Origin of the sequence: Paenibacillus oryzisoli (assembly GCF_050467285.1) — a bacterium.
GTDB classification, from domain to species: domain Bacteria; phylum Bacillota; class Bacilli; order Paenibacillales; family NBRC-103111; genus Paenibacillus_E; species Paenibacillus_E oryzisoli_A.
Window position 1 is genome coordinate 353,789 of record NZ_JBCMUN010000006.1, and the last position, 25,742, is coordinate 379,530.

Sequence of the window (25,742 nt, forward strand, 5' to 3'; positions counted from 1 at the left end):
GTCAGCTTGCGTCCTAGAATCAGGAGCAAACCGTCTCGGGTTTTTCTCGCTTGTAAGCGTTTGTAGACGAAAGTGCACTAATTGGAGGATGTTTTGTGACTTTTCTCCATTTTACGGAACTCACTCGGCAGCACGCCGGTCAGCTCGCGAAATACTTTGCCGAAATATTTCTCATTCGGATACCCGGATTGCGCGGCTACCCAGCCGATGTTGCGCGACGTCGTCTTAAGCAGCGATTTGGCGCGCTCGACACGCAGCTCTCGCACATAGTCGTTAAATGTCTTGCCGACGAGATCGTGAAAGCAGCGGCTGAAGTAGCTCCGGCTCATATTGACGCGGAGCGCCACTTCCGGCAGGTGCAGCTCTTCCTGCAGCCCGTCCCGAATGAGTTCGACGGCTCTCTTGATGCTGGCGCGCACTTCCGCCGAATATCGTTGTCCGTCGTCTTCCATGGCTTCCTCTGCGGCAAGTTCCGGCTTCGTTGTCATCGCAGCGGACGCCGTCTGTTCCTGCATGCGCTGCACGATGCGCTGCAGCACCTCGTCCATTTGCTCATGCTCGAGCTCGACTTTCGTGATGTAATCGAGTGCGCCGAGCCGCAGAGCCTCTTGAATAAGTTCGAAATCCTGGTGAAACGTAAGCACCACCATATGTAGGTCCCGTTTTGTCTGCTTTACCTGCTTCATCAGTTCAATGCCCGACATCACCGGCATCGCCAGATCGGTAATGAGCAAGTCAACGTCTTGCTCCGCGAGAAACTCGAGCGCTTTTCTTCCGTTGCCGGCTTCCCCGACGACTTCGAGCCCGTACTTGCCCCAGGGCATCATCGAAATAAACCCTCTGCGCACCAGATGGTCGTCATCCACGACCAACACTTTTATCATGACTCACGCCTCCTCATAGTGGATCGGCAGCCGCAGCCGCACCGTCGTTCCTAAGCCTTCCCGACTCTCGATATGGAACGAAGCGTCCGCTCCGAATTGAAATTTGACCATGCGATATACGTAGTTCAGGCCGATACCGAGTCCGACCCGCTTGCGGTCGGCAGTATCACCCTTGAGCAGCCGCTGGATGTCGGTCTCGGACATGCCTTCGCCGTTATCGGACACACTGATCACGATATGAGTGCCGTTATCCTCGGCGACGTCGACTTCAATGACACCGTTCTCGTCCAAACCGTGATATAGTGCGTTCTCCACTAGCGGTTGCAAAATAAAGCGCGGTACCGGCAGCTCAAGCGCCCCTTCGTCGGCGCGAATGTTCACGACGAATTGGAAGTTGTAACGGATGCCCTGCAGCTCTACATACTGCTTAAGCGCCTCGAGTTCGTCCCTGATTTTGGCCGGGCCGCCTTTGCCGAGGTTGTAATGCAGCACCTTGTTCAAGGTGGAGACGAGCTTGTCGATGTCTTTCTGCCCGTTGCCCCGCGCCAGCCAACGAACCGTGTCGAGCGTATTGTAAATAAAATGCGGATTGATCTGGGCCATCAATTTTTCCACTTCCAACTGTGCCTTGCCTTGCTCCTTGAGCGCCACTTCCGAGATCAGTTCACCGATGCGGGTGCGCATGTCGGCGAATTCCTTGTGAATGACGGCAAATTCAAAAATCGGCGAAGAGCGCACCTGGAAAGTGCCATTGCCGCTCCGCACGTTGCGGATGTCGTTGTTCAGCTGCGACAGAGGGCGGTACATCGTGCGCCAAATATACCAAGCTATCAGGCAGCTCGCGGCCAATGTCGCAACGGCAAACAGCGAGAACTCCATTATCCAACGGTTAATTTCTGCGCGGTAGACGGACTTGGGAATAGCTGCTATCACTTTCCAAGACTGGTTGCTGCTTTCCTCGTATGTATAGTAGGAGCTGCGCATCTTGGCCGCCGTATATTTCGCTGCATCCGTTCCGATCGGGAACGCGGACGTATTTTCGCTGTACACGACGGTGTTGTTGTCGTCCACGATCACATGAATCAGATTGCCGCCATATTGGTCGTTCTTAATAATGCTTTCGGCGAGGCGAAAATTCGTCTCGATATACACATACACATCGTCGCGGTCGGGGAGTTCCACCTGGCGGAGGATCGACAGCACGATATGCCCATCGATCGGATTAAGCGACATGTGCGGCCCGAAATAGCGAATGTTGTTGAATTGGAACAAAACGGGAAGACTGCGTAAATCGACAGCGCCGTTCAAACTGTAAGTTTCGAACAGAGTCGTCCGCTCTTTGCCGAGGTAATAGAACATGAGACCCAGCGTCGGATTCGTAAAATGAATCAAGCCCAGCTCGCTGCGAATTTCATCGCTTAGCTGCTTCTTCATGTAGCCGTCGCCGGCGAGGTAGCTTTCCAAGCTTTTGCCGACTCTTCCGTCAAAAGCGAGCTGCTGCGACGTATGATTAAGCTGGCTGAGCGTATCTTCCAGCGAGATGAGTACTTGATGCAGATTGCTTTTGACGCCGGCTTCGGCTTTATTTTTCAAAATCGCATACATCGAAAAATACGAAATGCTCCCCAGAATAATTAGCGGAGCAAGCGAGCTTAAGAATAAGATCAGGATCAGGCGCGAACGCAGCGAATAAGGCTTTTTGGTGAACGGGATCGTGCCGCGCCTGGGCCGAGGCTGGGTTCGAGCGAATGTCATGGCGCTTAGTCACCTCACTTTTCAGAGTTCTCTGACAGTTCCATAGAGCACATGGCAATTCCTGCCTGTGTTGCTAATCTGACGTTAAAGCCCGGTTTAGCGCCTGACGCTTGACTTTGTTTCTGCCAATGATTACAATATACAGTAATGTAAATGAATGAAGATCCATTGAAGGGACCAAGTAGTTCGCCCCCACATCTTCAGAGAGGAAGTCCAGGCTGCAAGCTTCCGTTGATGAGCGAATGAACAGACTTCCCAGAGGACCGGTTGGGAACGGCATGTTTCAGACATGCTGAGTAGCAGCTGTGCGAATTGCGGGCGTTAACCGCTTAAGAGCTGACGTTTTGCTGCGTGTTCGAACATGAACACCAATCGTCTGAATGCTGGGTGGCACCGCGGGTGAATTTGTGAAAATCAAATCTCTCGTCCCTGACGAAAGTCGGGGATGAGGGATTTTTTTATTTTCCAGAAGAGATAAGGGAGGTTGATATGAGATGAGTATTCAGAAGCCGAAAGGCACACAGGACCTTCTCCCGGGCGAAGTCGAGAAATGGCAGTACCTGGAGAGCAAGGCGAGAGAACTATGCCAGCGTTTCAATTATAAAGAAATTCGTTCGCCGATTTTTGAAAGCACGGAGTTGTTTTCACGGGGCGTCGGGGAAACGACGGATATTGTTGAGAAAGAAATGTACACGTTCATGGATAAAGGAGATCGCAGCATTTCCTTGCGTCCGGAAGGCACGGCCGGTGTCGTCAGAGCGTTTGTCGAAAATAAGCTGTACGGGGTTCCTGACCTGACGAAGCTGTACTATATCGGGCCGATGTTCCGGTATGAGCAGCCGCAGGCGGGGCGTTACCGCCAGTTCCACCAATTCGGCATCGAAGCGTTCGGTTCGGTCGATCCGAGCATTGATGCCGAGGTGATCGCATTAGGCTACACCTTCTACAAAGAAATCGGGCTTAAAGAAGTGACCGTCGAGATCAACTCGGTCGGTACGCCGTCGGTTCGTACGGCTTATCGCGAGCAGCTCCAAGCATTCTTTGCGCCGGTGAAGGAGAAGCTGTGCAAAGACTGCCAGTCCCGTTACGACCGTAACCCGATGCGCATTCTCGATTGCAAAATCGATGCGAAATACGGGGAAGGCGCGCCGGATATCCTCGAATTCCTGGATGAAGAGTGCACGACGCACTTCAGTCAGGTGAAAGAGCACTTAACGGCGATGGACATTCCGTTCCGCATTAACCCTCGCCTCGTGCGCGGCCTCGACTACTACACGCACACCGCGTTCGAGTATAAAGCGGCAGGGATCGGCGCCATCGATACGATCGGCGGCGGAGGACGTTATAACGGCCTCGTCGGTGAAATTGGCGGCCACGGCACAGACCAGCCGGGCGTTGGCCTCGGGCTTGGCCTCGAGCGCATTCTGCTCGTCCTGCAAGCGCAGGGCGTCGAAATTCCGAAGCCGGAGCCGCTCGATGTGTATCTGATCGGGCTGGGCCAAGCCGCAGAGAAGCAGATCACCCAGCTGCTGCAGCAGCTGCGCGTGCAAGGTCTGAAAGCGGAGAAGGACTATCAGGGCCGCAAAATGAAAGCGCAAATGAAGTCGGCGGACCGCTTCAATGCAACCTATGTTGCGATTCTCGGCGACGACGAGCTGGAGCGCGGCGAAATTACGCTGAAGAAAATGGATACCGGTACACAAGTTACAGTTAGTCTAGCGGATCTTGCTGCGAATGCGGCAAAGACCCTATTCGCATAAAACACGCAGCGCATTATTAACCCATTCGAGGAGGCAGTTCTTATCATGATGCTCAAAACACATCATTGCGGCGAGCTTACGAAAGCTCAGGTTGGTCAAACAGTAACACTTAACGGTTGGGTTCAGCGCCGACGCGACTTAGGCGGCGTCTTGTTCATCGATTTGCGCGACCGCAGCGGTCTCGTTCAAATCGTATTTAACCCTGATTTCTCCGGCGACGCTTTGGCGATCGCTGACCGTGCGCGCAACGAATACGTGCTGGCGGTAAAAGGGAACGTCGTCGAGCGCGATGCCGAAACGGTGAACAAAAACATCGCGACAGGCGAAATCGAAGTGCGCGTAACGGAAATTGAAATTATGAACGCGGCCAAAACGCCTCCATTCTTCATTGAAGACGGCGTAGACGTGGACGAAACCGTTCGTTTGAAATACCGTTATCTGGACCTTCGCCGTCCGGAAATGCAGCGCACGCTGATGCTGCGTTCCAAAGCGTCGAACGTCTTCCGCAATTTCCTGGACTCCCAAGGATTCATCGACGTAGAAACGCCGATTTTAACGAAAAGCTCTCCGGAAGGCGCACGTGATTACCTGGTGCCAAGCCGTGTGCACCCGGGCGAGTTCTTTGCACTCCCGCAATCACCGCAAATTTACAAGCAATTGCTGATGGTTAGTGGTCTTGAGCGCTACTACCAAATCGCTCGCTGCTTCCGCGACGAGGATCTGCGCGCAGACCGTCAACCGGAATTCACGCAAGTCGACATTGAGACGTCGTTCCTGTCCCAGGATCAACTGCTTGATCTGCTTGAAGAGCTTGTTGTGAAATTGATGAAAGAAACGGCGAACGTAGACATTCCTCGCCCGTTCCAACGCATCACATACGCGGATGCGATGGGCAAATACGGCTCTGACAAGCCGGACCTTCGTTTCGGCCTGGAGCTGCAAGACGTGTCCGACATCGTGTCCGGATCCGGCGTGCAAGTGTTTGCAAACGTTGTGAAGGGCGGCGGCCAAGTTAAAGCACTCAATGCCAAAGGCTGCGGCACTTGGAGCCGTAAAGAGATCGATGATCTGCTGCCGTTTGCCGCACGTTATGGCGCGAAGGGTCTTGCGTGGATTCAAGTGAAAGACGGCGAATTCAAAGGGCCGATCGTCAAATTCTTTACCGAAGCGGAAATCGCGTCGCTGACCGAGCGTCTGGGCGCGGAAGAAGGCGACCTGTTGCTCTTCTCCGCCGACAAGAAGAAAGTCGTTGCTGACGTACTCGGCAACCTGCGTCTGAAAATCGGCCGTCAGCTCGGTCTGATCGACGACTCTGTTTTCAAATACGCTTGGGTTGTCGACTTCCCGCTGCTCGGTTGGGACGAAGAAGCGAAGCGCTATGTGGCGGAGCACCATCCGTTCACGCGTCCTAACGAGGAAGATCTGCACTTCTTCGATACGGATCCGGGCCAAATCCGTGCGCAAGCGTATGACCTTGTCTTGAACGGCTATGAAGTCGGCGGCGGGTCGCAGCGGATCTATCAACGCGATGTGCAGGAAAAAATGTTCGCCGCACTCGGCTTCTCCAAAGAAGAAGCGTATGACAAATTCGGCTTCCTGCTGGAAGCGTTCGAATATGGTACGCCTCCGCACGGCGGTTTTGCATTCGGTTTCGACCGTTTGGTTATGCTGATTACAGGCAGAACGAATCTCAGAGAAACGATTGCTTTCCCGAAAACGGCAAGCGCAACCGATTTGCTGATGGACGCTCCGGGAGAGGTAGACGACAAGCAGCTTGACCAATTGTCGATTCGCGTAGCGCTGAAGCAGCCTGCGAAAGCCTAAGAATTTTTGAAGAGGACGTGTTCCGATGCTTCATCAATTTTCACGAACTGAACTGGCTATCGGCCCGGAAGGGCTGGAGGTCATGAAAAACAGTACGGTGGCCGTGCTCGGCATCGGCGGTGTGGGCGCCATCGCTGCAGAAGCCTTGGCGCGCACCGGTGTCGGCGGCCTCATCCTGATCGACAAGGATGTGGTGGACATCACGAACATCAACCGCCAGATTCACGCGCTGACGACGACCGTCGGCCAGCCGAAGGCGGATCTGATGCGCGACCGCATCAAGCTGATCAACCCGGAGTGCGATGTCATTTCGCTGCGGATGTTTTACACGGAAGAGACGTATGAGCAGGTGTTCTCGTATCCGATTGACTATGTGCTGGATGCGAGCGATACGATCGAGTACAAAATCCATTTGATTAAGCAATGTCTGGAGCGTAAAATCCCAATCGTCTCCTCCATGGGTGCCGCGAATAAAATGGACCCGTCGAAGTTCCAGGTCGCGGACATTTCCAAGACGAGTATGGACCCGATTGCCCGTGTCGTTCGTCAGGGGCTGCGCAAAGAGGGCATTAAAAAAGGCGTGAAGGTCGTCTTCTCGACCGAAGAGCCGATGAAGCCGCGGCAAGACGTGACGGAGCAAATCGTACCGGCCAACGCGCCGGAGATCCGCAAAGCGAAGCAGCCGCCTGCGAGCAATGCGTATGTGCCGCCTGTGGCAGGCCTGATCATGGTGAGTGTCGCCGTGAAGGATCTGCTTGAAACAGGGCTGGTGAAGAAGTAAAAAAGAGATGCTTTTCCGAAATTCGTTTCGGGAGGGCATCTTTTTTTGTAATTTAGTTCATATATCGAATTAATATATATTGACTCGATATATATCAATGTGATATTTTATTTTCAGACAGAATTGGAATTGAACTTGGAGGATAACGCATATGAACAGTCAGGACGTAATCTTAGGCTTGTTGATGAGGGGAGAAATGTCGGGGTATGACATTAAGCATCGGCTGGAGTCGATTTTTTCCTTTTTCTACAACGCAAGCTTCGGTACCATTTATCCGACCTTGAGCAAGTTGGAGAAGGAGGGCTACATTTCAAAGATGAGCGTCATCCAGGAGGGGAGACCGAACAAGAACGTTTACACCATTACCGAGGAAGGAAAGAAGTTGTTTCAAGCATATTTGCACGGTCCCATCGAGCGGAACGAATTCAAGTCCGACGTGATGACACGCATGTTTTTCGGCGAGTTTCTCGAGAAAGACGTTATGATCGGTATGCTGGAGAACCAATTGCAGGATGCGCATGACAAATTGAACCGATTAACAGAGATGTATAAAGTTTATAAGCCCGAGATGTCGCCGACGCAGGAAATTTGCATTCAGATTGGCATCAGCGACAAGGAAAGCTTGATTCGTACTTTAACGCAAGGCATTGAGCGATTGAAAAAAACGAACGAGAAGTGAGGGAAAAGCACCAATGGGGAATAAGAAAGCAGGTTTTATTATTTTAGCGATGGCACTGGGGCTCTTGATGTCGGCCTTGGATAACACTGTGACGTCGGCGGCCATCTCCCATATTATTAGCGATATTAACGGTTTTGATAAAATCAGTTGGGTATTCACTGCCTATATGCTGGCGTCCACCAGTACGATGCTCGTCTTCGGCAAAATGTCCGATATGTTCGGACGCAAGCTGTTCTATTTAATCGGGATCTCGATCTTCCTGATCGGGTCGGCATTGTGCGGAACGGCGCAGGATATGACGCAGCTGATCATTTACAGAGCGATTCAAGGGATTGGGTCAGGCGCGATTTTCCCGATTTCGTTTACGATTATTTATACGATTTTTGCGGATCCGAAGCAGGCGGCAAAGCTTTCTGGCGTATTCGCAGGCATTTTCGGTTTATCTTCGGTAGCTGGCCCGCAAATCGGGACGCTGCTCGCCGATACATGGGGCTGGCGCTGGTGCTTCTATGTGAACTTGCCGCTGGGCGTCTTATCCTTCCTCGTGCTGTTCTTTGCGCTGAAAGAATCCCGTTCCGACCGCAAGCCCAAAATTGACTATGTCGGCACGTTGTTCCTTATTATTTCGACCGTTTCGCTCATGCTGGCGCTCGAATTCGGCGGGAAAGATTACGCCTGGGGCTCTTGGCAAATCGTCAGCTTGATCGGGGTAGCCATCGTTGTCGGCTTCCTGTTCATTCAAGTGGAGCGGAGAGCGTCTGAACCGATTCTTCCCTTGCCTTTGTTTAAAAATCGGATGGTGCTCGGCACCGTGCTCGCTTGCCTCTGCCAAGGCGCCATCATGTTTGCGGCGATTGCGTACTTGCCGATTTTCTCGACCGCGGTGCTCGGGCAAGCGAATTCCAACGGCCTGCTGACGCCGATGATGTTCTCGCTGATGGTCGGCGCCGTCGGGTTCGGTTTCCTGCAGCGGTTCTTCAGCTTCCGCACCGTCTTCGCGTTCAGCATGGCGATGGGCATCATTGTGAGCTATCTGCTTAGCATCGTCGGTCACGATGCCAGCAAACTGTACATGATTTTCCTGATGGTGGTGCTTGGCCTTGGCGCCATCGGCCCGCTGATGAGCGTGGCGCAAAACGCCGTGGCGCAAAGCGTAGACCGCAAATACATCGGCGTCTCTTCCTCGATTGTCGGCTTCTGGCGAAATATCGGCGGTGTGCTGGGCGCATCGATTATGGCGACGATTGTGAACAACAATTACACGTCTTTGATCCAAGACGGGGCAGCATCACACGGGATTCCGGCGGATAAAATCGCATCGATGGGCAACCCGGAGCAATTGATCCGCGCCGGCAGCTCCCTGCCGCAAGAGGTAGCGAGCTTCCTGCGCGACTCGCTGGGCACGGCGATCAATCACGGCTTTGTGCTGTGCATCGCCTTTGGCGCGCTCGGCCTGTTGGCGGCTGTTATCGCCGGGCCCCTGAAGTTTGCGATGCCGGTGAAGCCGCAGGAAGCGATGCCGGAGCAGGCGGCGACGCCGTCGGTATAAGCGTGTGGGGTATCGTGTGCAAAGCATGTGCAGGTGACAATTCAGCTGCGGTTCGTCATTAACTGGAATTTCTCCAGTTCAGGTGGTGCAGTTAGCTCCAATAGGGGTGTTTAACTGGAAAACCTCCAGTTCATTTCATGCTTATCGGCGGAATTGTCGGATATGCGGAAAAGAGATGGAGAAATTCCAGTTCAGGCCCCTCTATCAGCGGGAAAGATGTGATTAAGCTGGAGGAATTCCAGTTCGTTAATTTGGCAGTTCAATTACTCGGTTGATTACTATGGCTGCGCGGAAATGAACGTGAAATTCAGAGCCCGCGAAAGCGAAGAAGTTGTGAGCTAACAAAGGGGTTTTCCTGAGGGGGCAAGTGGCGACCTTGGGGAGCCTCTCTTTTTCATTCAGGGCGGAAACATGACAGGCTTAGCCAAGCGGAGTATAATGGAGAGATAGGTACTCCCTGCCAGATCAATTATGTCGCCGCGAACAGCATGGCTGGGCGTGGGAAGCGACTCCATTATATCGCAAAGGAAACGACACATGGATTTATTCACATTAGCTTCTTCCCAGGATCCGACAAGCAAGTTGCTGGCCGACCGCATGCGGCCGACTACGCTGGATGAATATATCGGCCAGGAGCATATCGTCGGCCGAGGCAAGCTGCTGCGGCGCGCGATCGAAGCCGACCAGGTAACTTCGATCCTGCTCTATGGCCCGCCGGGCACGGGCAAAACAACGCTGGCGAACATCATCGCCAACCGCACGCAGGGCGAGTTCATGAAACTCAACGCCGTCGACGCTTCGGTGAAAGACGTGCGCGAGATTATCGAAGTCGCCAAATCGAATAAAGCGTTGTACGGCCGCAAAACGACGCTGTTCCTGGACGAGGTGCACCGCTTCAACACCTCGCGGCAGGATGCGCTGCTGCCGGCCGTGGAGCAGGGCATCCTCATCTTCATCGGGGCGACGACCGAGAACCCGTTCCACCATGTGAACGGGGCTCTGCTGTCGCGCTCGACGCTGTTTCAGCTTGAGCCCCTCACGGCGGAGCATGCGCTTATCGCCATGCGCAGAGCGATCGCCGATCCCGTCAAGGGGCTCGGCTTCATGCGCCTCCACGTGGACGAGGAGGCGCTGGAGCACATCGCGCGGATGGCCGTTGGCGACATCCGCCGCTCCCTCAACGCGCTGGAGCTAGCAGCGCTGACGACTTCGCCCGAACCGGACGGCACGGTTCGGATCACCCTGGAGGTGGCGGAGGAGTCCATCCGCCGCCCGATCGTGAAAGCGGACGAGTCGACGCAGTATGACGTTCTGTCCGCTTTTCACAAAAGCGTGCGCGGCTCCAGCGACGCCGCGCTGTTCTGGTTCCTCTATGCCGTCGAGAAGCTCGGCATGGATCCCATGACGTTCTTGCGGCGGCTGATCGTCGCTTGCAGTGAGGATATCGGCCTGGCGAACCCTCAGGCGATGGTGCAATCGGTCACCGCGATGGACGCGTATCACAAGATCGGGTGGCCGGAATCGAAGTACATCATTTCCCAGGCAATTTTATTTGCCGTGGAGAGCCCGAAGTCCAATTCCATTCCGCTTGCGATTATGAAGGCGGAGCAGCTCATGGAGCGGGTCAAATCCGCCAACGTCCCCTTACACCTGCGCGATACACACTACAAAGGCGCGGAGAAGCTCGGACACAAAGGCTACATGTACCCGCACAACTATCCGGGGCATTACGTGCAGCAGCAATACTTACCGGATGAAATCAGGCATGAAATCATCTTCGAGGCTTCCGAGCAAGGCACCGAAGGCAAAATCCAACAAAATCAACACAAAAGAAGAGGGATGCAGGCGGATTCATAACATCCGCAGGCTCCCTCTTAAATTTTCCTGTTCCATCAGAATAGCGAAAATGCGCTCCGAAACCGGATCATAGCGGATCGTAACTATGAGCGGAAACTCTTTGCCTTGATGGCGTGCCCAGAAGCGAAACTGCTGCTGCGCGACCCCTGGGGCCACGTCCGATTTGCCGAGATATTTGTAATCAAGCAGTGTGTACACTTTGCCAGCTTCCTGAAAGGCAATCCGGCTCCACTTGGCATACCCGGGATCCAAATTTGGCGCTGGAGTCGGCGCTTGCCTGGTATAGCCGGGGCCTGCCGCTTGAACAGCAACTGTCGGGCTCGTTTCCGCCATCCCCAGCTGGCCTGGTGCAGGAAGATTTAGCATGACCATCATCAACATCCAGGTGTGCATGAACGGGTTCCCGCCTTTCGAAATGAAATTTCCCCCCAGCCAATACGGTTGAAGTAGGCAGGGGTGTTCCCTTTCTTGCAGAAACTACAGCTAGTTGTATTGCCTCTTAGCCTTTGCGGCAGGGAGGCCAAGCATACGAACGAGCGTCCAGGTAAATCCGCGCAATTTCGGTAAAATCGAACAAGCCCCCGACCGTTCGCAGCGACTGCGAGGACGATCGGGGGCTATCTGGTTAGGCAGCTTTTATTTTAGTTTAAAAATCTTACGCAAATACACATTCGCCGCCTCGCTAAACTGCGCTTCCAGCAGCGCCTTGAGCTGCGCCTTCGCCTCCGGCGTCGGCAGTGTATTCGGCGCAATCCCATGCAGCTCCATCCAGTGGGAAGCTGTCATATAGCACGTGCTGTTCCAGCCGTTCTTGGTGCCGCTGGCGTTCAGCCGCTCGCTGATGCCCGAGATCACAATGTCGGTCGTGCTTTGCAGATCAACGAGCGCTCGATCGAATTCGTTTTTCGACTCCTTGCCGCTCAAGCCTGTTACCGCTCGCAGCTGTTTCACATCGATGCCTTCATGCGCTTCAATCGCATGGTACACATCGACCGCAGCCTTGGACAGCTCGCCGTCCGCGTAGCGTTCGTCGACGGAATAGGGCTCTTCCAACACATTTTTTACAAGAGGGAACAGCGACTTGTGGATCAGCATCGGCTTTTTGGCGAAAAAGCGGCCGTAAGCCGCAATCCCGTCACCCGGCAGCCGGTCGCGCCATAGCCACGGATCAGTGACAAGGCCGGTGTGCCATTGTTCATGCACCGTCACGGATTCCAGCGAGAGATGCTCCGGAATAAAGGAAGAGAGGGGGAGAAGCTGAACCTCTTCCACAATGCGAATAACGTCCTCATAGGTGTCTGCTTTCAGCGAAGTTTCGTTCGGTGCTGCCATAACCGTATCATCCTCTCCGAATTAGTCCTTGTGGACTTCATTAATGATGCCGCCGCCGAGGCACACATCCCCTTGATAAAAGACGACGGATTGCCCAGGCGTTACCGCTTTTTGCGGCTTGTCAAAGACGACCTCACATGTGCCATCCGCCTGGAACGTTACGACCACGCCTTGATCCGGCTGGCGGTAGCGGAATTTGGCGGTGCAAGCATATGCGCCCACAGGTTTCTCAGAAGAAATCCAATTCACATCCGTCGCTGTCAACCCTTTGGAATAGATCCCTGGGTAGTTCTCGCCTTGCACAACCAACAATTCGTTGCGCTCCAGATTCTTATCGACAACGAACCAAGGCTCGCCGGTGCCGGAACCGCCGATGCCGAGGCCCTGACGCTGACCCAGCGTGTAGTACATCAAGCCGTCATGCCTGCCTTTCACTTCGCCGTTGCGGATATCGACCATATTGCCGGGACGGGCAGGGAGGTACTGACTTAGGAAAGTTTTGAAATCTCGCTCGCCGATAAAGCAGATGCCGGTGCTGTCTTTCTTCTTCGCCGTCGCCAGTCCGGCGCGTTCCGCAATTTCCCTTACTTGCGGCTTCGGCAGATGGCCGATTGGGAACATCGCCTTCGCCAACTGCTGCTGGTTCAGCGCGTTCAGGAAGTAGGTCTGATCCTTGTTCGCATCGTTGCCGCGCAGCAGCACGTACTCGCCATTCTCTTCCTTAACTTGCGCGTAGTGGCCGGTAGCCAAATAATCGCCGCCAAGCTCGACCACCTTTTGCAGCAGCTCGCCGAATTTGATCTCCCGGTTGCACATGACGTCGGGATTGGGGGTGCGGCCTTTCTTGTACTCGTCCAGAAAATAGGCGAACACTTTATCGTAATACTGCTTTTCAAAATTGACTGTATAAAAAGGGATGCCGATCTGGTCGCAGACGCGGCGCACATCTTCTGCATCCTCCTCAGCGGTGCAGTGCCCGAACTCGTCGGTATCGTCCCAATTTTTCATGAAAATGCCAATCACTTCGTAGCCTTGCTCCTTCAGCAGCAGCGCAGCAACCGATGAATCGACGCCCCCGGACATGCCGAGAATGACGCGCGTTTTCCTGGTCATCGTAGAAACCCTCATTTCTTTCATCACAAGCGATGTTTATATCTAAATATCATCCTATTATACATGTCTCTGAACAAAATTTAAAATATTTCAAGAGAATGTCATCGTTTTTTACCACATGTCAAAGGATTTATGATAACATAGATATGATATACGGTTACTTTGGAATGTTTTTGCGAAAAATGGAAACGCTGTTTACCAAGATAGGGACGGCCATCGTGTTTGTTTCGGCGGCATGAGGCACGGTAAATATAGCAAGTTTTTTTAGCGATACGGAACAGACTCCTTGATGCCATATAATCTTGAATGAGGTGTACATTTTGAAAATTTCCACTAAAGGCCGCTACGGTTTAACGATCATGATGGAGTTGGCCAATCGATTAGGTGAAGGCCCGACTTCTTTGAAAAGCATTGCAGAGAAGCACCAGCTTTCCGAGCACTATCTGGAACAACTGGTCGCACCGCTTCGCAATGCCGGTTTGGTCAAAAGCATTCGCGGTGCTTATGGCGGTTATATTTTATCCAAAGCTGCCGAGCAGGTGACTGCAGGCGAAGTGATTCGCGTACTGGAGGGCCCGATTTCCCCGGTTGATTTTGAAGAAGAAGACGATCCGGCTAAGCGCGATCTCTGGATCCGCATCCGGGACAGCATCGCGGAAGTATTGGACTCCACGACATTGGCAAGTTTGATTGCTTTCGAGGACAAAGGCAAGCACGATAATTATATGTTTTATATCTAAGGTGAGTTATGAATCCGATTTATCTCGATCACGCAGCAACAACGCCCGTACATCGTGATGTATGGGAGGCCATGTTGCCTTTCTATACAGAAAATTATGGAAATCCTTCAAGCACCCACAGCTTTGGCAGAGCATCCAGAACAGCGCTTAACCGGTTCCGTGACGCAATGGCAAAGTCCTTGGGCTGCCTGCCTGCGGAGCTGATTTATACAAGCGGCGGGACAGAAAGCAACAACATGGCGATTTTCGGGATTATGCAGGCAGCGGAAGCATCGACGTCCGGCAAGAAACATATCATCACGTCGGCGATTGAGCATCATGCTGTTTTGCATCCCTGCGAACGTTTGGAACGGCTTGGCTACGAAGTTACGTACGTGCCGATCGACGCTTCCGGACGCGTTGCTGCCCGCGAGGTAGAGGCGGCCATTCGTCCCGACACCGCACTCATCTCGATCATGTATGTCAATAATGAAGTCGGCACGGTTCAGCCGATTGAGGCGATCGGCCAGCTAGCCAGTGAGCGCGGCATTCCGTTTCATGTCGACGCGGTTCAAGCGCTGGGCAAGCTGCCGATTCAGCTCGGCGAACTGCCGGTCGATCTCATGAGCTTCTCGGGGCACAAGATTTACGGCCCCAAAGGCATTGGAGCGCTGTATGTGTCTCGCGCTACGAAGCTGCTGCCGTATTTGCTTGGCGGCTCGCAGGAGCGCAAACGCCGTGCAGGCACCGAGAACGTCGGCGCCATCGCCGGATTTGCCAAAGCGGTGGAGCTGCTGCTGCCGCAGCAAGCGCAAGTGAGCGCCCATGCGGTAGAGCTTCGTGAGCTTTTGCTTCAGCGTTTGGAGCAGCAGCTGGGGACAGACGGATTCGTCGTCAACGGCGATCTGCAAATGGGCGTCCCGCATATCGTGAACATCAGCTTTCCCGGCGTTTCCACAGAAACATTGCTTATGAATTTAGACTTGGAGGGCGTAGCCGCAGCTAGCGGATCGGCGTGCACATCCGGATCGCTCGAAATCTCGCACGTGCTGAAGGCGATGAAGCTCCCAGAAAATGTCACACTCTCCGCTGTTCGGTTTAGCTTTGGAATGGGGAATTCTAAAGAACAAATCGAAACGGCCGCCCAGAAAATTGCAACCATTGTTGCAAGATTGCGTAATAAGTAGGTACCGCGAACTTGCAACCATTGTTGCAAGATTGCGTAATACCTAGTACCGGGCGGTTCTAGGAGGAGTGCCACTTGCGCAAAGCGCACGATCTCATCGGACTTCCGGTTTTTACGGTAGACACCGGCAAGCAAATCGGTGAGGTACAAGATTTACTGATTGACCCAACGTGGAACATAAGCGGCATCATACTCGAAGCGAAGATGTGGTTCTCTGCCTTACGATACGTGTCCTGGGAAGGAATCGTCTCCGCCGGGGAGGATGCCATTACCATATCGAACGAGGATGTAATTTGCGAACTCGCGCACATGAATGAGTGCCACCCTTTTTTGGAAGGACGCAGCAGGATTAAAGGACTGCCTGTCATGACAGTCGGCGGCGAAGAATTGGGTATGGTAGAAGATGTTTATTTAAACGGGAATTGGGGAAAACAAATAGTAGGTTACGAATTGTCCGAAGGGTTTATTTCTGATTTAAAAGAAGGGCGTAAGCGGCTCCCGCTGCCGGAAACGGCAACTATTGGGGAAGATGCGATTATTGTGCCCGTACATTGCGCTCAGGAAGTTGAAGAACTCTTCGTATCCAAAGAAGAATAGGGTGAGCAGGATGCGTTGTCCAAACTGTAATTCCAAAGATATTGGAAAGATCGGTTCCCATCAGTTTTATTGCTGGGGTTGCTTCATTGAGCTAAGCGTCAACGGAGAGAAAATGTCCGTCTATCAAGTTGAAGAGGACGGAACGTTAAGTTCTCTGGACGATTTGTTTTTTGAGGAAGATATGACTCAGCTACAGGAGCATGCGAATTAACCGGTTGGATCCGTTATGTGAAAGCGTTGTTTGCCGCGAGAAATCGTTGGCGGGCGGCGCTTTTTTGATCTTTCCAGTTGAGGTTAATCCCCACAACTTTTACATATACTGTATGGGCGAGCTGAATTCGAAGATAGAGGTGAACCCCAGCATGGAGCGTATTTGGCGCAACAAATGGTTTGTCGGACTGGTCTACACGCTGCTGGCGTTGGCGGTCTTGTACATGCTGCTCCTGATCAAACCGATTTTGTACGGCCTGTTTGGCTTTATCAAAGCAATTGCGATGCCTTTTTTCATCGCGATGATTCTTTCCTACATATTGAATCCCGTCGTCACATTGCTGAATAAGCGCAAAGTGCCGCGAACGATGGCGGTGTTAATTATTTACGGCGTGTTTCTTTCAGGACTGACAGTGGTCGTGATGAATATGACGCCGGTGTTTATTCAACAGGCGGCTGAGCTTAACGAACATATGCCCCAGATGGCGATGAAGGCGCAATCGCTTGTGGACGGGTTTAATCAGAATCAACTGCTGCCCGACAGCGTGAGAAGCGGTTTTAATAATTCCTTAACCAAATTTGAAAATAAAATCTCGATGGCCATCGCGAACTATGTAAACGGCATCGGCGCAACGATCAATATGCTTTTCATCGCGTTCATCGTGCCGTTCGTGGCGTTCTATATGCTCAAGGATTTCCAGCTCCTCGAGAAAACGGCTTTAACCTTCGTTCCCCGCGAGTATCGGAAGAAGACAGTATCGTTGCTCATGGACATTGACACGGCGCTTGGCAATTATATTCGCGGCCAACTGCTCGTCTGCCTCATTATCGGAGCCTTGGCTTATGTCGGCTATTGGTTGATCGGTATGCCGTATCCGTTGCTGCTGGCCAGTGTGGTGGCCGTTTTCAACATCATCCCGTACTTAGGTCCGTTCTTTGGCGCTGCACCGGCACTGCTCATGGCGGCTACCGTTTCGCTTAAAATGGTGCTGCTGGTCGCCGTCGTGAATCTCGCGGTGCAGATCCTGGAAGGCAATGTCATTTCGCCGCAGGTTGTTGGCCGAACGCTGCATATGCATCCGCTTTTTATTATTTTCGCGCTGCTCGTTGGCGGGGAGGTGGCGGGAGTGGTAGGTCTGATTCTGGCGGTGCCGTTCTTCGCGGTCATGAAGGTCATTCTGCAGCATGTCTTTCTGCATTATGTTCATAAGCCGTCGACCTAGCCAAGGCAGACGCACAAAACCCCTCTGTGCCATGACTTGCGGGATCATGGTACAAAGGGGTTCTGTACGAGGGTTGAGGATAGGAAGGTGTGTGGCCCATGCGAGATTATCCATATGGACTACGGTATGAATGTGAGAAACATGATGTTGATCATCTATTCGATAATGAAAATCATTATCACTGAAATCAGTATAGCCCAATTGAGAATCATTGTCAACGGTCAAAATCATTTTTCGACACTGATGTCCAAGCTTGCAAGGTTTCATTATATTGAAGGCGGGATGACGCAGTCCGAGCGCTTGCCAGGTCATACCCATGTTGACAGGTGTCAGGCGGAAAGTTATAATTTGCCTTACATGAAAGCGTTGATGAAACTTTAGTAAGCCATAGCCCATCGCCAGAGAGAAGGCTCCGCATAACCGGGAATCCGGTCTATGTCGGCTGTGAGAGCCTTTCGGTGCAAGAATGGCCCAAAGCTCGTTTCGGAGCGTGGACGAACTCCACCGGTTGGACCCGTTACAGATCCGCACAAGGAGATTGGCGCTTCGCCAATAACCAGGGTGGTACCGCGATGATTCGTCCCTGTTTAGCTGCAGGGGCGTTTTTTGTTGTTTTTGCACATTTTACAAAAATATGGAGGCGCACACACATGAAAGCAAGTGAAATTCGTTCCAAGTGGTTGCAATTTTTCGCGAGCAAAGGGCACAAGGTCGAGCCGAGCGCATCGCTCGTTCCGCACAATGACCCATCGCTGCTCTGGATCAATGCGGGGATCGCGCCGCTGAAGCCTTATCTGGACGGCCGTGAAATTCCGGAAAACCCGCGGATTACGAACGCACAGAAATGTATCCGTACCAACGACATTGAGAACGTCGGGAAGACGCGCCGCCATCATACGTTTTTCGAGATGCTGGGGAACTTCTCCATCGGCGACTATTTTAAAAAAGAAGTGATTCCATGGGCTTGGGAATTTCTGACCGATCCGCAGTGGATCGGCTTTGATCCGAACCGTATCTCCGTCACCGTCCATGAAGAGGATGAGGAAGCATATGAGATCTGGAACAAGCAGATCGGTATTCCGGCTGAGCGTATCTATAAACTGAAGGAATCGAATTTCTGGGACATCGGCGAAGGCCCGTGCGGACCTTGTACGGAAATTTTCTATGACCGCGGAGACAAATACGGCGATCTGAATGATCCAGAATGCTGGCCTGGCGGCGAGAATGAGCGTTTCCTCGAAGTGTGGAACCTTGTGTTCACGCAGTTCAACCATAATTCCGACGGCAGCTACACGCCGCTTCCGAACAAAAACATCGATACCGGCGCCGGGCTGGAGCGTTTCGCCTCCATTTTGCAGGATGTGGACTCCAACTTCGATACGGATTTGTTTATCCCCATCATCAACCGCACTTGCGAGTTGACAGGCGTGCAATATCATGTCAATGATGAGCACGATGTTGCGCTCAAGGTCATTGCCGACCACATTCGTACGGTAGCGTTCTCCGTTGGCGACGGCGTGCTTCCTTCCAATGAAGGACGCGGTTATGTTATTCGCCGTTTGCTCCGCCGTGCGGTGCGTTACGGTAAAGTCCTGGGCACGGACAAGCCGTTCCTGTACAAGCTGGTGCCGACGGTTGGCGAGATCATGGGCGTGTACTACACTGAAGTCGTGGACAAAGCCGAATTTATCGAGAAAGTGATCCGCACGGAAGAAGAGCGGTTCCACGAGACGTTGAACGACGGTCTGCTCATTTTGGCTGAGATGGTTGAAAAGACGGAAGTAGCCGGCTCGAAGCAAATCAGTGGTCCGGACGCGTTCAAACTGTACGATACGTACGGCTTCCCGTTTGATTTGACAGAGGACTTTGCCGCTGAGAAGGGGCTGACTGTCGACCGTGACGGCTTTGATGCCGCGATGCAGGAGCAGCGCGACCGTGCCAGAGCAGCCAGCCAGAAGGAAGGCGGCATGAAGGTTCAAGGCGGGCCGCTGTCCGAATTTACGACTAAAAGCGAATTTGTTGGTTATAATGAATTGGTAGTTACTGCTAAAATCGAAGCGATCGTGCACGAGAACGAACTCGTGGAGCTTGTTGGCGTCGGCGAGACGTGCCAGGTCATTCTGGACCGTACCCCGTTCTATGCGGAAAGCGGCGGTCAAGTGGGCGACCACGGGATCATTCGCGGCGAGCAAGTGACGCTCAAGGTGCTCGATGTGAACAAGGCGCCGCACGGTCAGCACGTGCACAAAGTGATCGTAGAATCCGGCGTGTTGCGCCAAGGCGATACGGTGGAAGCCGTTGTTGCGGCAGCCGAGCGTGCGGATCTGATCAAGAACCACACGGCGACGCATTTGCTGCACAAAGCGCTCAAAGAAGTGCTGGGCACGCATGTTAACCAGGCTGGTTCTTTGGTAGAAGCGGATCGTCTGCGTTTCGACTTCTCGCATTTCGGCAGCATTACCGCCGAAGAACTGCAGGACGTTGAACAGCGCGTTAATCGTCAAATCTGGAACAGCATTCCGGTTGACATTTCCTTGAAACCGATCAATGAAGCGAAAGCGATGGGCGCGATGGCGCTCTTCGGCGAGAAGTATGGCGACATCGTGCGTGTTGTGCAAGTCGGCGACTATTCCTTGGAGCTTTGCGGCGGCTGTCATGTACAGAACACAAGTCAAATCGGCCTATTCAAAATCGTCAGCGAATCCGGCATCGGCTCCGGTGTGCGCCGGATTGAAGCCGTCACGGGCCGCAGCGCTTACGAGTATCTGGACGGACAGCTTGCGCTCTTGAAAGAAGCGGCGGGCCTGCTCAAATCGAACATCACGGATGTGCCGAAACGCGTGGACCTGACGCTGCAGCAAGTGAAAGAGCTGTCACGCGAGAACGAATCGTTGCGCGGCAAGCTGAGCCGCATTGAAGCGGGCTCCCTGACAGATCAGGTGAAAAAGGTTGGCGACGTCGCTGTACTGGCTGTGCAAGTGAACGCGGCCGATATGGATTCCCTGCGCAACATTGTGGATGAGATGAAGACCAAGCTGGGCTCGGCGGTTATCGTACTCGGCGCGGCAGCGGAGGACAAAGTGAATCTGGTCGCGGCCGTTACGCCTGATCTTGTTGCGAAAGGCTACCACGCCGGCAAAATCATCAAAGAAGTCGCCGGAGCGGTTGGCGGCAGCGGCGGCGGACGTCCGGATATGGCGCAAGCCGGCGGCAAAGACGCTTCCAAGCTGCAAGCGGCGCTTGCGAGCGTGGAAGGGCTCGTATCCCAATTCGCATAATTATTTTTTGCGGGGACAGGAATTTTTGAAACCGTAGAGAATATATCCAGTATACAGTGTTCAATTTTCAATAATTTTACAAATGGCAAGAGGAAATGGGGTGCTCCTGAATGAGTTCCATGGACAAAACGATGAAGTTTAATGTGAAGGCGGAGGAAATCGAAACATCGCCGAAGGACGTGCTGCTGGCGGTGTATGACGCTCTTCAGGAAAAAGGGTATAATCCGATCAATCAAATTGTCGGGTACTTGCTCTCCGGAGATCCGGCATATATTCCGCGTCACAACAACGCACGCAGCCTGATTCGCAAGCGGGAGCGCGATGAACTGATCGAAGAACTGGTTCGTGCCTACCTGAATCAACACAAATAGTTCGCGAACAACCTCTATGAAGAAATGAGATCTGTCTAGCATGAGAGTCATGGGTTTGGATTATGGGGATAAAACGATCGGGGTCGCCCTTAGCGATGAGCTCGGATGGACGGCTCAGGGGCTGGAAGTGATTCATCGCGGAAAGCCCGGGGAAGATATCGAGCGTCTGGTCTCGCTCGTGCAAACGTACGGCGTGATCGAGATTGTCGTGGGCTTGCCCAAAAATATGAATAACACGATCGGTCCGCGCGGTGAGCTGGCGATCGCGTTTGCGAAACAACTGGAAGAGCGACTAAGTATACCGGTACGCTTGTGGGATGAGCGGCTGACGACGGTTGCGGCGACGCGGACGCTGCTTGAAGCGGATGTAAGCCGCAAGAAAAGGAAGCAAGTCATCGACAAGATGGCTGCACAGCTCATCCTGCAAGGGTATATGGATGCTAATATGAAGAGGTGAATGAACATGTCCAAAGAAGAATTGCGTGAAGAAGAACCAGAAATCATTTACATTCCGGACGATGAAGGCAACGAAGAAGAGTTCGAGGTTATCATGAAATTTGAAGTGGACGGTTCAGACAAGAAATACATGATGGTCGTGCCGACAGAAGGCGGAGACGAAGACTCCGACGAAGTGTACGCTTTCCGTTATGAGGAAGACGAAGACGGCGAAGACCTGAAATTGTTCACCATTGAAGATGAAGAGGAATGGAACATTGTCGAGGAGACGTTCAATACGCTCATGGCAGAGTTCGATGAGGAAGAAGAAGGATGAGCACGCAACCAACCGATGTATTGCGTAAAACTTACGGGGATGCTATCATTTTGTTTGATGAGCAGAACGAGTCAACGGAATATCGTCTCCTGAAAGAATTTGTGTATGAGAATCGTACCTATGCTGTGCTTCAATCCGACGAACTGAAGAAGGACGATGAATTCGACGTTTTTCGGGTCGTGGAGAGTGCAGACGGGGAATACGAGTTAGTAACGATTGAAGATGACGACGAATGGGAAACGGTATCGGAGCTTTATGACGAGATGGTCTTCCCGGATCAGGACGACTTGTAGGACGTTTACAACCGAGCGGAGCGCATCCGCTCGGTTTTGTTGTGCATGGCTGCCCATGCGCATCATGTAAGCGGGAGGAGGATCGCAGATTAAGTGATTAGAGAGCATGAGCAAGAGGAATGGCGCAAGCCGGGAACAAGCAAGCTGAAACGGGTACTGCTCATCCTGGGCATCGTAGTTGTCCTGCTGCTAGGCTTGGCGGGAGGCGCCGGGCTGTATGTCAGGAACGCGCTCCAGCCCGTAGCGGCATCGGATCAACCGATCAGGCTGTTGATCGCCCCAGGAATGGGAACTGTACAAATTTCAAATGCCCTTGAAAGCAAGGGACTTATTAAGAACGCAACGGCCTTTATGTATTATTTAAAATTCAAGAAGCAAGGTTCGCGGTTTCAAGCGGGCGAATATGACATGAAGCCGGGCATGACGTTCGACGAGATGATTGCGAAGCTGAACAGCGGCGATGTTGTCAAGGAAGAAACGATAAAGTTCACGATTCCGGAAGGTTTTACGATTGAGCAGATTGCCGCGAAGCTTGCCGAGCAGACGTCTTGGAAGAAGGATACCTTTCTCCAACTCGTTGACAGCCCGGGCGGGTTCAAAGACGAGACAACGGCTTCCATTCCGGATTCGAAAAACTTAAGACACCGCTTGGAAGGGTATATTTTCCCGGAAACGTATGAGTTCAAGAAAGACACGACGGAACAGGAATTCGTCGAACGCACGCTGCAGGAGCTGGACAAGAAGTTGGCTACACTGCCGGCGGATTGGCAAAGCAAGCTGAAAGAGCGCGGGCTCAACGTGCATCAGATGCTGACGATCGCGTCCTTGATCGAGCGTGAAGTCGTCGTGGACGAGGAGCGTGCCAAGGTGTCCGGCGTTATTCAGAACCGGCTGAAGAAGAATATGCCGCTGCAGATCGACGCGACGGTTCAGTATTTGTTCGACAAGCCGAAAGATCGGTTGCTGGAAAAGGACTTGCAGATTCAGAGTCCGTACAACACGTATCTGAATGCTGGCTTGCCGCCGGGGCCGATTGCGAGCCCGAGCCTGGCGTCGATGAAAGCGGCGATTTATCCGGAAGAGACGAAGTATTTATTTTATGTGACGAAGAAAGACGGGACGAAGGGGCATTTGTTCGCAGAAACGTACGAAGAGCATAAGAAGAACATCGAAGAGAGCAAGAAAGCGTCGAAGTAGACAGAAGGTAGGGTTTGCAAGTGAAAAAACCAGAGCTAGTCATCAGCTGCGGATCGCTGCATGATGTGAAAACAATGATTGAAGCCGGCGCAGATGCCGTCATCATCGGAGAATCGTGCTTCGGCATGCGCCTGCCAGGCGACATGAAGCTGCCGGATGTAGCGGCGGCCGTCCAGTTTGCGCATGAGCGCGGCGTCAAGGTATACGTCAGCATGAACAATATTATGGTGAACAGCGTGCTTCCTGAGCTGCTTCCTTATTTGACTGCGCTGCAGGAGATGGCGGTGGACGGCGTTATTTTCGGGGATCCGAGCATCCTGATGAACGTTCGTCAGCTGCCGAAGCCGATCCCGTTGCATTGGAATGCGGAGATGACGTCGACGAATTATGCGACCGCCAATTACTGGGGGCGCCAAGGTGCAACCCGCGTCGTGCTGGCGAGAGAGCTGAACATGGAGCAGGTGCTGGAATTCAAGGCGAAATGCGATTTGGCCGTTGAAGTTCAGGTGCATGGCATCACCAACATTTATCACTCCAAGCGGGAGCTGCTTCGAAATTATATGGAGCATCAGGGCAATGATGCGGGGGGGCAGGACCGCTCGATCGATCGAGGGTTGTTCCTCATTGAACACGAACGCCGCGAGCTGCGGTATCCGGTCTATGAAGATGCGAACGGCACGCACATTCTAAGCGCGGAAGATTTGTGCATGCTGGAAAATTTACCGGAACTGATGGACGGGCATATCGACAGCTTTAAAATCGAGGGGCTGCTGAAATCGACGGCCTACAATGAAGCCGTTGTTCGAAGCTATCGCGCGGCCATTGATGCGTATGCGTCAGATCCGGAGAACTACGTTTTCAACGAGGCGTGGCTGGATGCGATTTCGGAGCTGCAGGACCCTGAACGCGAGCTGTCTTACGGATTTTTCTATAAAGAGCAGGTTTATTGATTGATGAAAGAAGGTGCGATCCCACATGATAACAGCAATTGAACGGCGTGCGCGGGGAAAGCGGGTTCGTTTGGACAAACCGGAACTGCTGGCGCCGGCTGGCAATTTGGAGAAATTGAAGTTCGCCATTCATTACGGGGCGGATGCGGTGTATATCGGCGGACAGAAGTATGGTCTTCGCTCCAATGCGGACAATTTCTCGCTGGAAGAAATGAAGGAGGGCGTGGAGTTCGCTAATCGCTACGGCGCGAAGGTGTTTGTGGCGACGAATATTTACGCCCATAACGAGGATATTGAAGGGCTTGAGGATTATTTGAGAGGGCTGCAGGAAGCAGGCATCTCGGCCATTATCGCGGCGGATCCGCTCATTATGGAAACGTGCCGCCGTGTGGCGCCAATGCTGGAGGTGCACGTCAGCACGCAGCAGTCGGTCATGAACTGGCAGACGGTCAAGTTCTGGAAAGATCAGGGCATTGAGCGCGTCGTATTGGCGCGGGAAGCGAGCATGCAGGAGATCGACGAGATCAAGGCGCATGTCGATGTAGAAATCGAGGCTTTCATCCACGGCGCGATGTGCAGCTCGTATTCCGGGCGCTGCGTGCTGTCCAACCATTTTACGGATCGGGATTCGAACCGCGGGGGCTGCTCGCAGTCGTGTCGCTGGAAGTACGACCTGTTCGCGAAGGATCAGCCGTTGTCGGAGCCGCTTGCGACGGACGTGCCGATGTTTACCGAGGACGACGATGCGTTTACGATGGGGTCCAAGGATCTCAGCATGATCGAGCATATTGCAGAGATGATCGAATCGGGCGTGGACAGCTTTAAAATCGAAGGCCGCATGAAGAGCATTCATTACGTCGCGACGGTGGTGAATGCGTATCGTCAGGCGATCGATGCTTATTTTGAAGACCCGGACAATTTCAAGCTGAATCCGCTGTGGCAGGAAGAGATTTATAAAGCGGCGAACCGTCCGCTCAACACAGGGTTCTTCTATGAGGCGCCAGGGCATGAGGATCATATTTATGAGCCGGAGGATAAGGTCGTCGGCTTTGACTTTGTCGGGCTCGTCATGGACTACGACGATGCGACAGGCACGGCGCTGATTCAGCAGCGCAATCATTTCAAGCCGGGCCAGGAGATTGAGTTCTTCGGGCCGGAGGGGACGCATTTTAAACAGACAGTTGGCACGATTGTGGATGAATCGGGCGAAACGCTTACTGCAGCGCGCCATCCGCTTCAGCAAATTAAAATTCAGACTGTGCAACCTGTAAAAAAATGGGATATGATGCGTAAAAAAACAGGCAAATAGTACCATGGAAGCTTTCTCCAGACTCATGTATAGTGGAGAAAGTTTCTTTTTTTTTGTTAAAATTGTAACGAAATTTAAAGGAAATTGAAAAGCGTTGTCGAAA

The 25,742-nt window shown here is 52.8% G+C and carries 25 protein-coding genes; 20 read left to right on the forward strand and 5 right to left on the reverse strand.

What is annotated here, in order from left to right; genetic code table 11:
- Window positions 1–77 precede the first annotated feature (77 nt).
- Both ABE504_RS10490 and ABE504_RS10495 read right to left on the reverse strand, forming a co-directional pair.
- On the reverse strand, window positions 78–884 hold the full coding sequence (locus tag ABE504_RS10490) for a response regulator transcription factor (RefSeq protein WP_430087885.1): 807 nt from the start codon (window positions 882–884) through the stop codon (window positions 78–80).
- A 3-nt stretch (window positions 885–887) separates the two neighbouring features.
- The gene (locus tag ABE504_RS10495) at window positions 888–2,639 is read right to left on the reverse strand and encodes a sensor histidine kinase (RefSeq protein WP_430087888.1); all 1,752 of its coding nucleotides are present in this window, start codon (window positions 2,637–2,639) and stop codon (window positions 888–890) included.
- Between the two features lie 494 nt (window positions 2,640–3,133).
- Between ABE504_RS10495 and hisS the strand changes: the two genes are divergently transcribed.
- From hisS to ABE504_RS10525, 6 genes are all read left to right on the forward strand, one after another.
- Window positions 3,134–4,399 (forward strand): histidine--tRNA ligase, encoded by a 1,266-nt coding sequence (hisS, locus tag ABE504_RS10500; RefSeq protein WP_430087890.1) that lies wholly within the window; start codon window positions 3,134–3,136, stop codon window positions 4,397–4,399.
- A 48-nt stretch (window positions 4,400–4,447) separates the two neighbouring features.
- Complete coding sequence (gene aspS / locus ABE504_RS10505) at window positions 4,448–6,223, forward strand: aspartate--tRNA ligase (protein ID WP_430088682.1); 1,776 nt, start codon at window positions 4,448–4,450, stop codon at window positions 6,221–6,223.
- 25 nt (window positions 6,224–6,248) lie between these two features.
- Entirely contained in the window at window positions 6,249–7,004 is a 756-nt protein-coding gene (locus tag ABE504_RS10510; protein WP_430087892.1) for a tRNA threonylcarbamoyladenosine dehydratase, read from the forward strand.
- A 151-nt stretch (window positions 7,005–7,155) separates the two neighbouring features.
- A complete protein-coding gene (locus ABE504_RS10515; protein ID WP_430087894.1) occupies window positions 7,156–7,683 on the forward strand; it encodes a PadR family transcriptional regulator in 528 nt (175 codons plus the stop codon).
- 13 nt (window positions 7,684–7,696) lie between these two features.
- Window positions 7,697–9,232, forward strand: coding sequence for an MFS transporter (locus tag ABE504_RS10520; protein WP_430087896.1), 1,536 nt, complete (start codon window positions 7,697–7,699; stop codon window positions 9,230–9,232).
- 537 nt (window positions 9,233–9,769) lie between these two features.
- Window positions 9,770–11,089, forward strand: coding sequence for a replication-associated recombination protein A (locus ABE504_RS10525; RefSeq protein WP_430087898.1), 1,320 nt, complete (start codon window positions 9,770–9,772; stop codon window positions 11,087–11,089).
- Here the strand turns inward: ABE504_RS10525 and ABE504_RS10530 are convergent.
- The 3 genes from ABE504_RS10530 to mnmA form a co-directional block, all read right to left on the reverse strand.
- Window positions 11,084–11,482, reverse strand: coding sequence for a DUF3889 domain-containing protein (locus ABE504_RS10530; protein ID WP_430087900.1), 399 nt, complete (start codon window positions 11,480–11,482; stop codon window positions 11,084–11,086). The two genes, ABE504_RS10525 and ABE504_RS10530, sit on opposite strands and share 6 nt — an antisense overlap.
- Before the next feature lie 243 nt (window positions 11,483–11,725).
- Complete coding sequence (locus ABE504_RS10535) at window positions 11,726–12,421, reverse strand: AlkZ-related protein (protein ID WP_430087902.1); 696 nt, start codon at window positions 12,419–12,421, stop codon at window positions 11,726–11,728.
- A gap of 21 nt (window positions 12,422–12,442) precedes the next feature.
- A complete protein-coding gene (mnmA, locus tag ABE504_RS10540) occupies window positions 12,443–13,534 on the reverse strand; it encodes a tRNA 2-thiouridine(34) synthase MnmA (RefSeq protein WP_430087904.1) in 1,092 nt (363 codons plus the stop codon).
- A 320-nt stretch (window positions 13,535–13,854) separates the two neighbouring features.
- Here mnmA and cymR point away from each other — a divergent pair, with 320 nt between their 5' ends.
- The 14 genes from cymR to ABE504_RS10610 all read left to right on the forward strand — a co-directional run bounded on the left by cymR (window position 13,855) and on the right by ABE504_RS10610 (window position 25,639).
- Window positions 13,855–14,274: a cysteine metabolism transcriptional regulator CymR gene (gene cymR / locus ABE504_RS10545; protein ID WP_430087906.1), complete on the forward strand. Its 420-nt coding sequence runs from the start codon at window positions 13,855–13,857 to the stop codon at window positions 14,272–14,274.
- An 8-nt stretch (window positions 14,275–14,282) separates the two neighbouring features.
- A complete protein-coding gene (locus ABE504_RS10550; protein ID WP_430087908.1) occupies window positions 14,283–15,440 on the forward strand; it encodes a cysteine desulfurase family protein in 1,158 nt (385 codons plus the stop codon).
- A gap of 74 nt (window positions 15,441–15,514) precedes the next feature.
- Entirely contained in the window at window positions 15,515–16,036 is a 522-nt protein-coding gene (locus ABE504_RS10555; protein WP_126142597.1) for a PRC-barrel domain-containing protein, read from the forward strand.
- 10 nt (window positions 16,037–16,046) lie between these two features.
- Window positions 16,047–16,247, forward strand: coding sequence for a hypothetical protein (locus ABE504_RS10560; protein WP_126142598.1), 201 nt, complete (start codon window positions 16,047–16,049; stop codon window positions 16,245–16,247).
- Window positions 16,248–16,398: 151 nt separating this feature from the next.
- The gene (locus tag ABE504_RS10565; protein ID WP_430087910.1) at window positions 16,399–17,469 is read left to right on the forward strand and encodes an AI-2E family transporter; all 1,071 of its coding nucleotides are present in this window, start codon (window positions 16,399–16,401) and stop codon (window positions 17,467–17,469) included.
- 114 nt (window positions 17,470–17,583) lie between these two features.
- Window positions 17,584–17,850, forward strand: a complete 267-nt coding sequence (locus ABE504_RS10570) for a hypothetical protein (RefSeq protein WP_430087912.1) — start codon at window positions 17,584–17,586, stop codon at window positions 17,848–17,850.
- Between the two features lie 269 nt (window positions 17,851–18,119).
- Window positions 18,120–20,747 (forward strand): alanine--tRNA ligase, encoded by a 2,628-nt coding sequence (alaS, locus tag ABE504_RS10575; RefSeq protein WP_430087914.1) that lies wholly within the window; start codon window positions 18,120–18,122, stop codon window positions 20,745–20,747.
- A gap of 110 nt (window positions 20,748–20,857) precedes the next feature.
- Window positions 20,858–21,118, forward strand: a complete 261-nt coding sequence (locus ABE504_RS10580; RefSeq protein WP_430087916.1) for an IreB family regulatory phosphoprotein — start codon at window positions 20,858–20,860, stop codon at window positions 21,116–21,118.
- Between the two features lie 40 nt (window positions 21,119–21,158).
- Entirely contained in the window at window positions 21,159–21,575 is a 417-nt protein-coding gene (gene ruvX / locus ABE504_RS10585) for a Holliday junction resolvase RuvX (RefSeq protein ID WP_430087918.1), read from the forward strand.
- A gap of 6 nt (window positions 21,576–21,581) precedes the next feature.
- Entirely contained in the window at window positions 21,582–21,890 is a 309-nt protein-coding gene (locus tag ABE504_RS10590) for a DUF1292 domain-containing protein (RefSeq protein WP_126142603.1), read from the forward strand.
- Window positions 21,887–22,183 (forward strand): DUF1292 domain-containing protein, encoded by a 297-nt coding sequence (locus ABE504_RS10595; protein WP_126142604.1) that lies wholly within the window; start codon window positions 21,887–21,889, stop codon window positions 22,181–22,183. Before ABE504_RS10590 ends, ABE504_RS10595 begins: the two co-directional genes overlap by 4 nt.
- 96 nt (window positions 22,184–22,279) lie before the next feature.
- Window positions 22,280–23,380 carry an endolytic transglycosylase MltG gene (mltG, locus tag ABE504_RS10600; protein WP_430088684.1) on the forward strand — a complete coding sequence of 367 codons (1,101 nt, stop codon included), beginning with the start codon at window positions 22,280–22,282 and terminating at the stop codon, window positions 23,378–23,380.
- 20 nt (window positions 23,381–23,400) lie between these two features.
- Window positions 23,401–24,330 (forward strand): peptidase U32 family protein, encoded by a 930-nt coding sequence (locus ABE504_RS10605; RefSeq protein ID WP_430087920.1) that lies wholly within the window; start codon window positions 23,401–23,403, stop codon window positions 24,328–24,330.
- A gap of 25 nt (window positions 24,331–24,355) precedes the next feature.
- A complete protein-coding gene (locus ABE504_RS10610; protein WP_430087922.1) occupies window positions 24,356–25,639 on the forward strand; it encodes a peptidase U32 family protein in 1,284 nt (427 codons plus the stop codon).
- Window positions 25,640–25,742 lie beyond the last annotated feature (103 nt).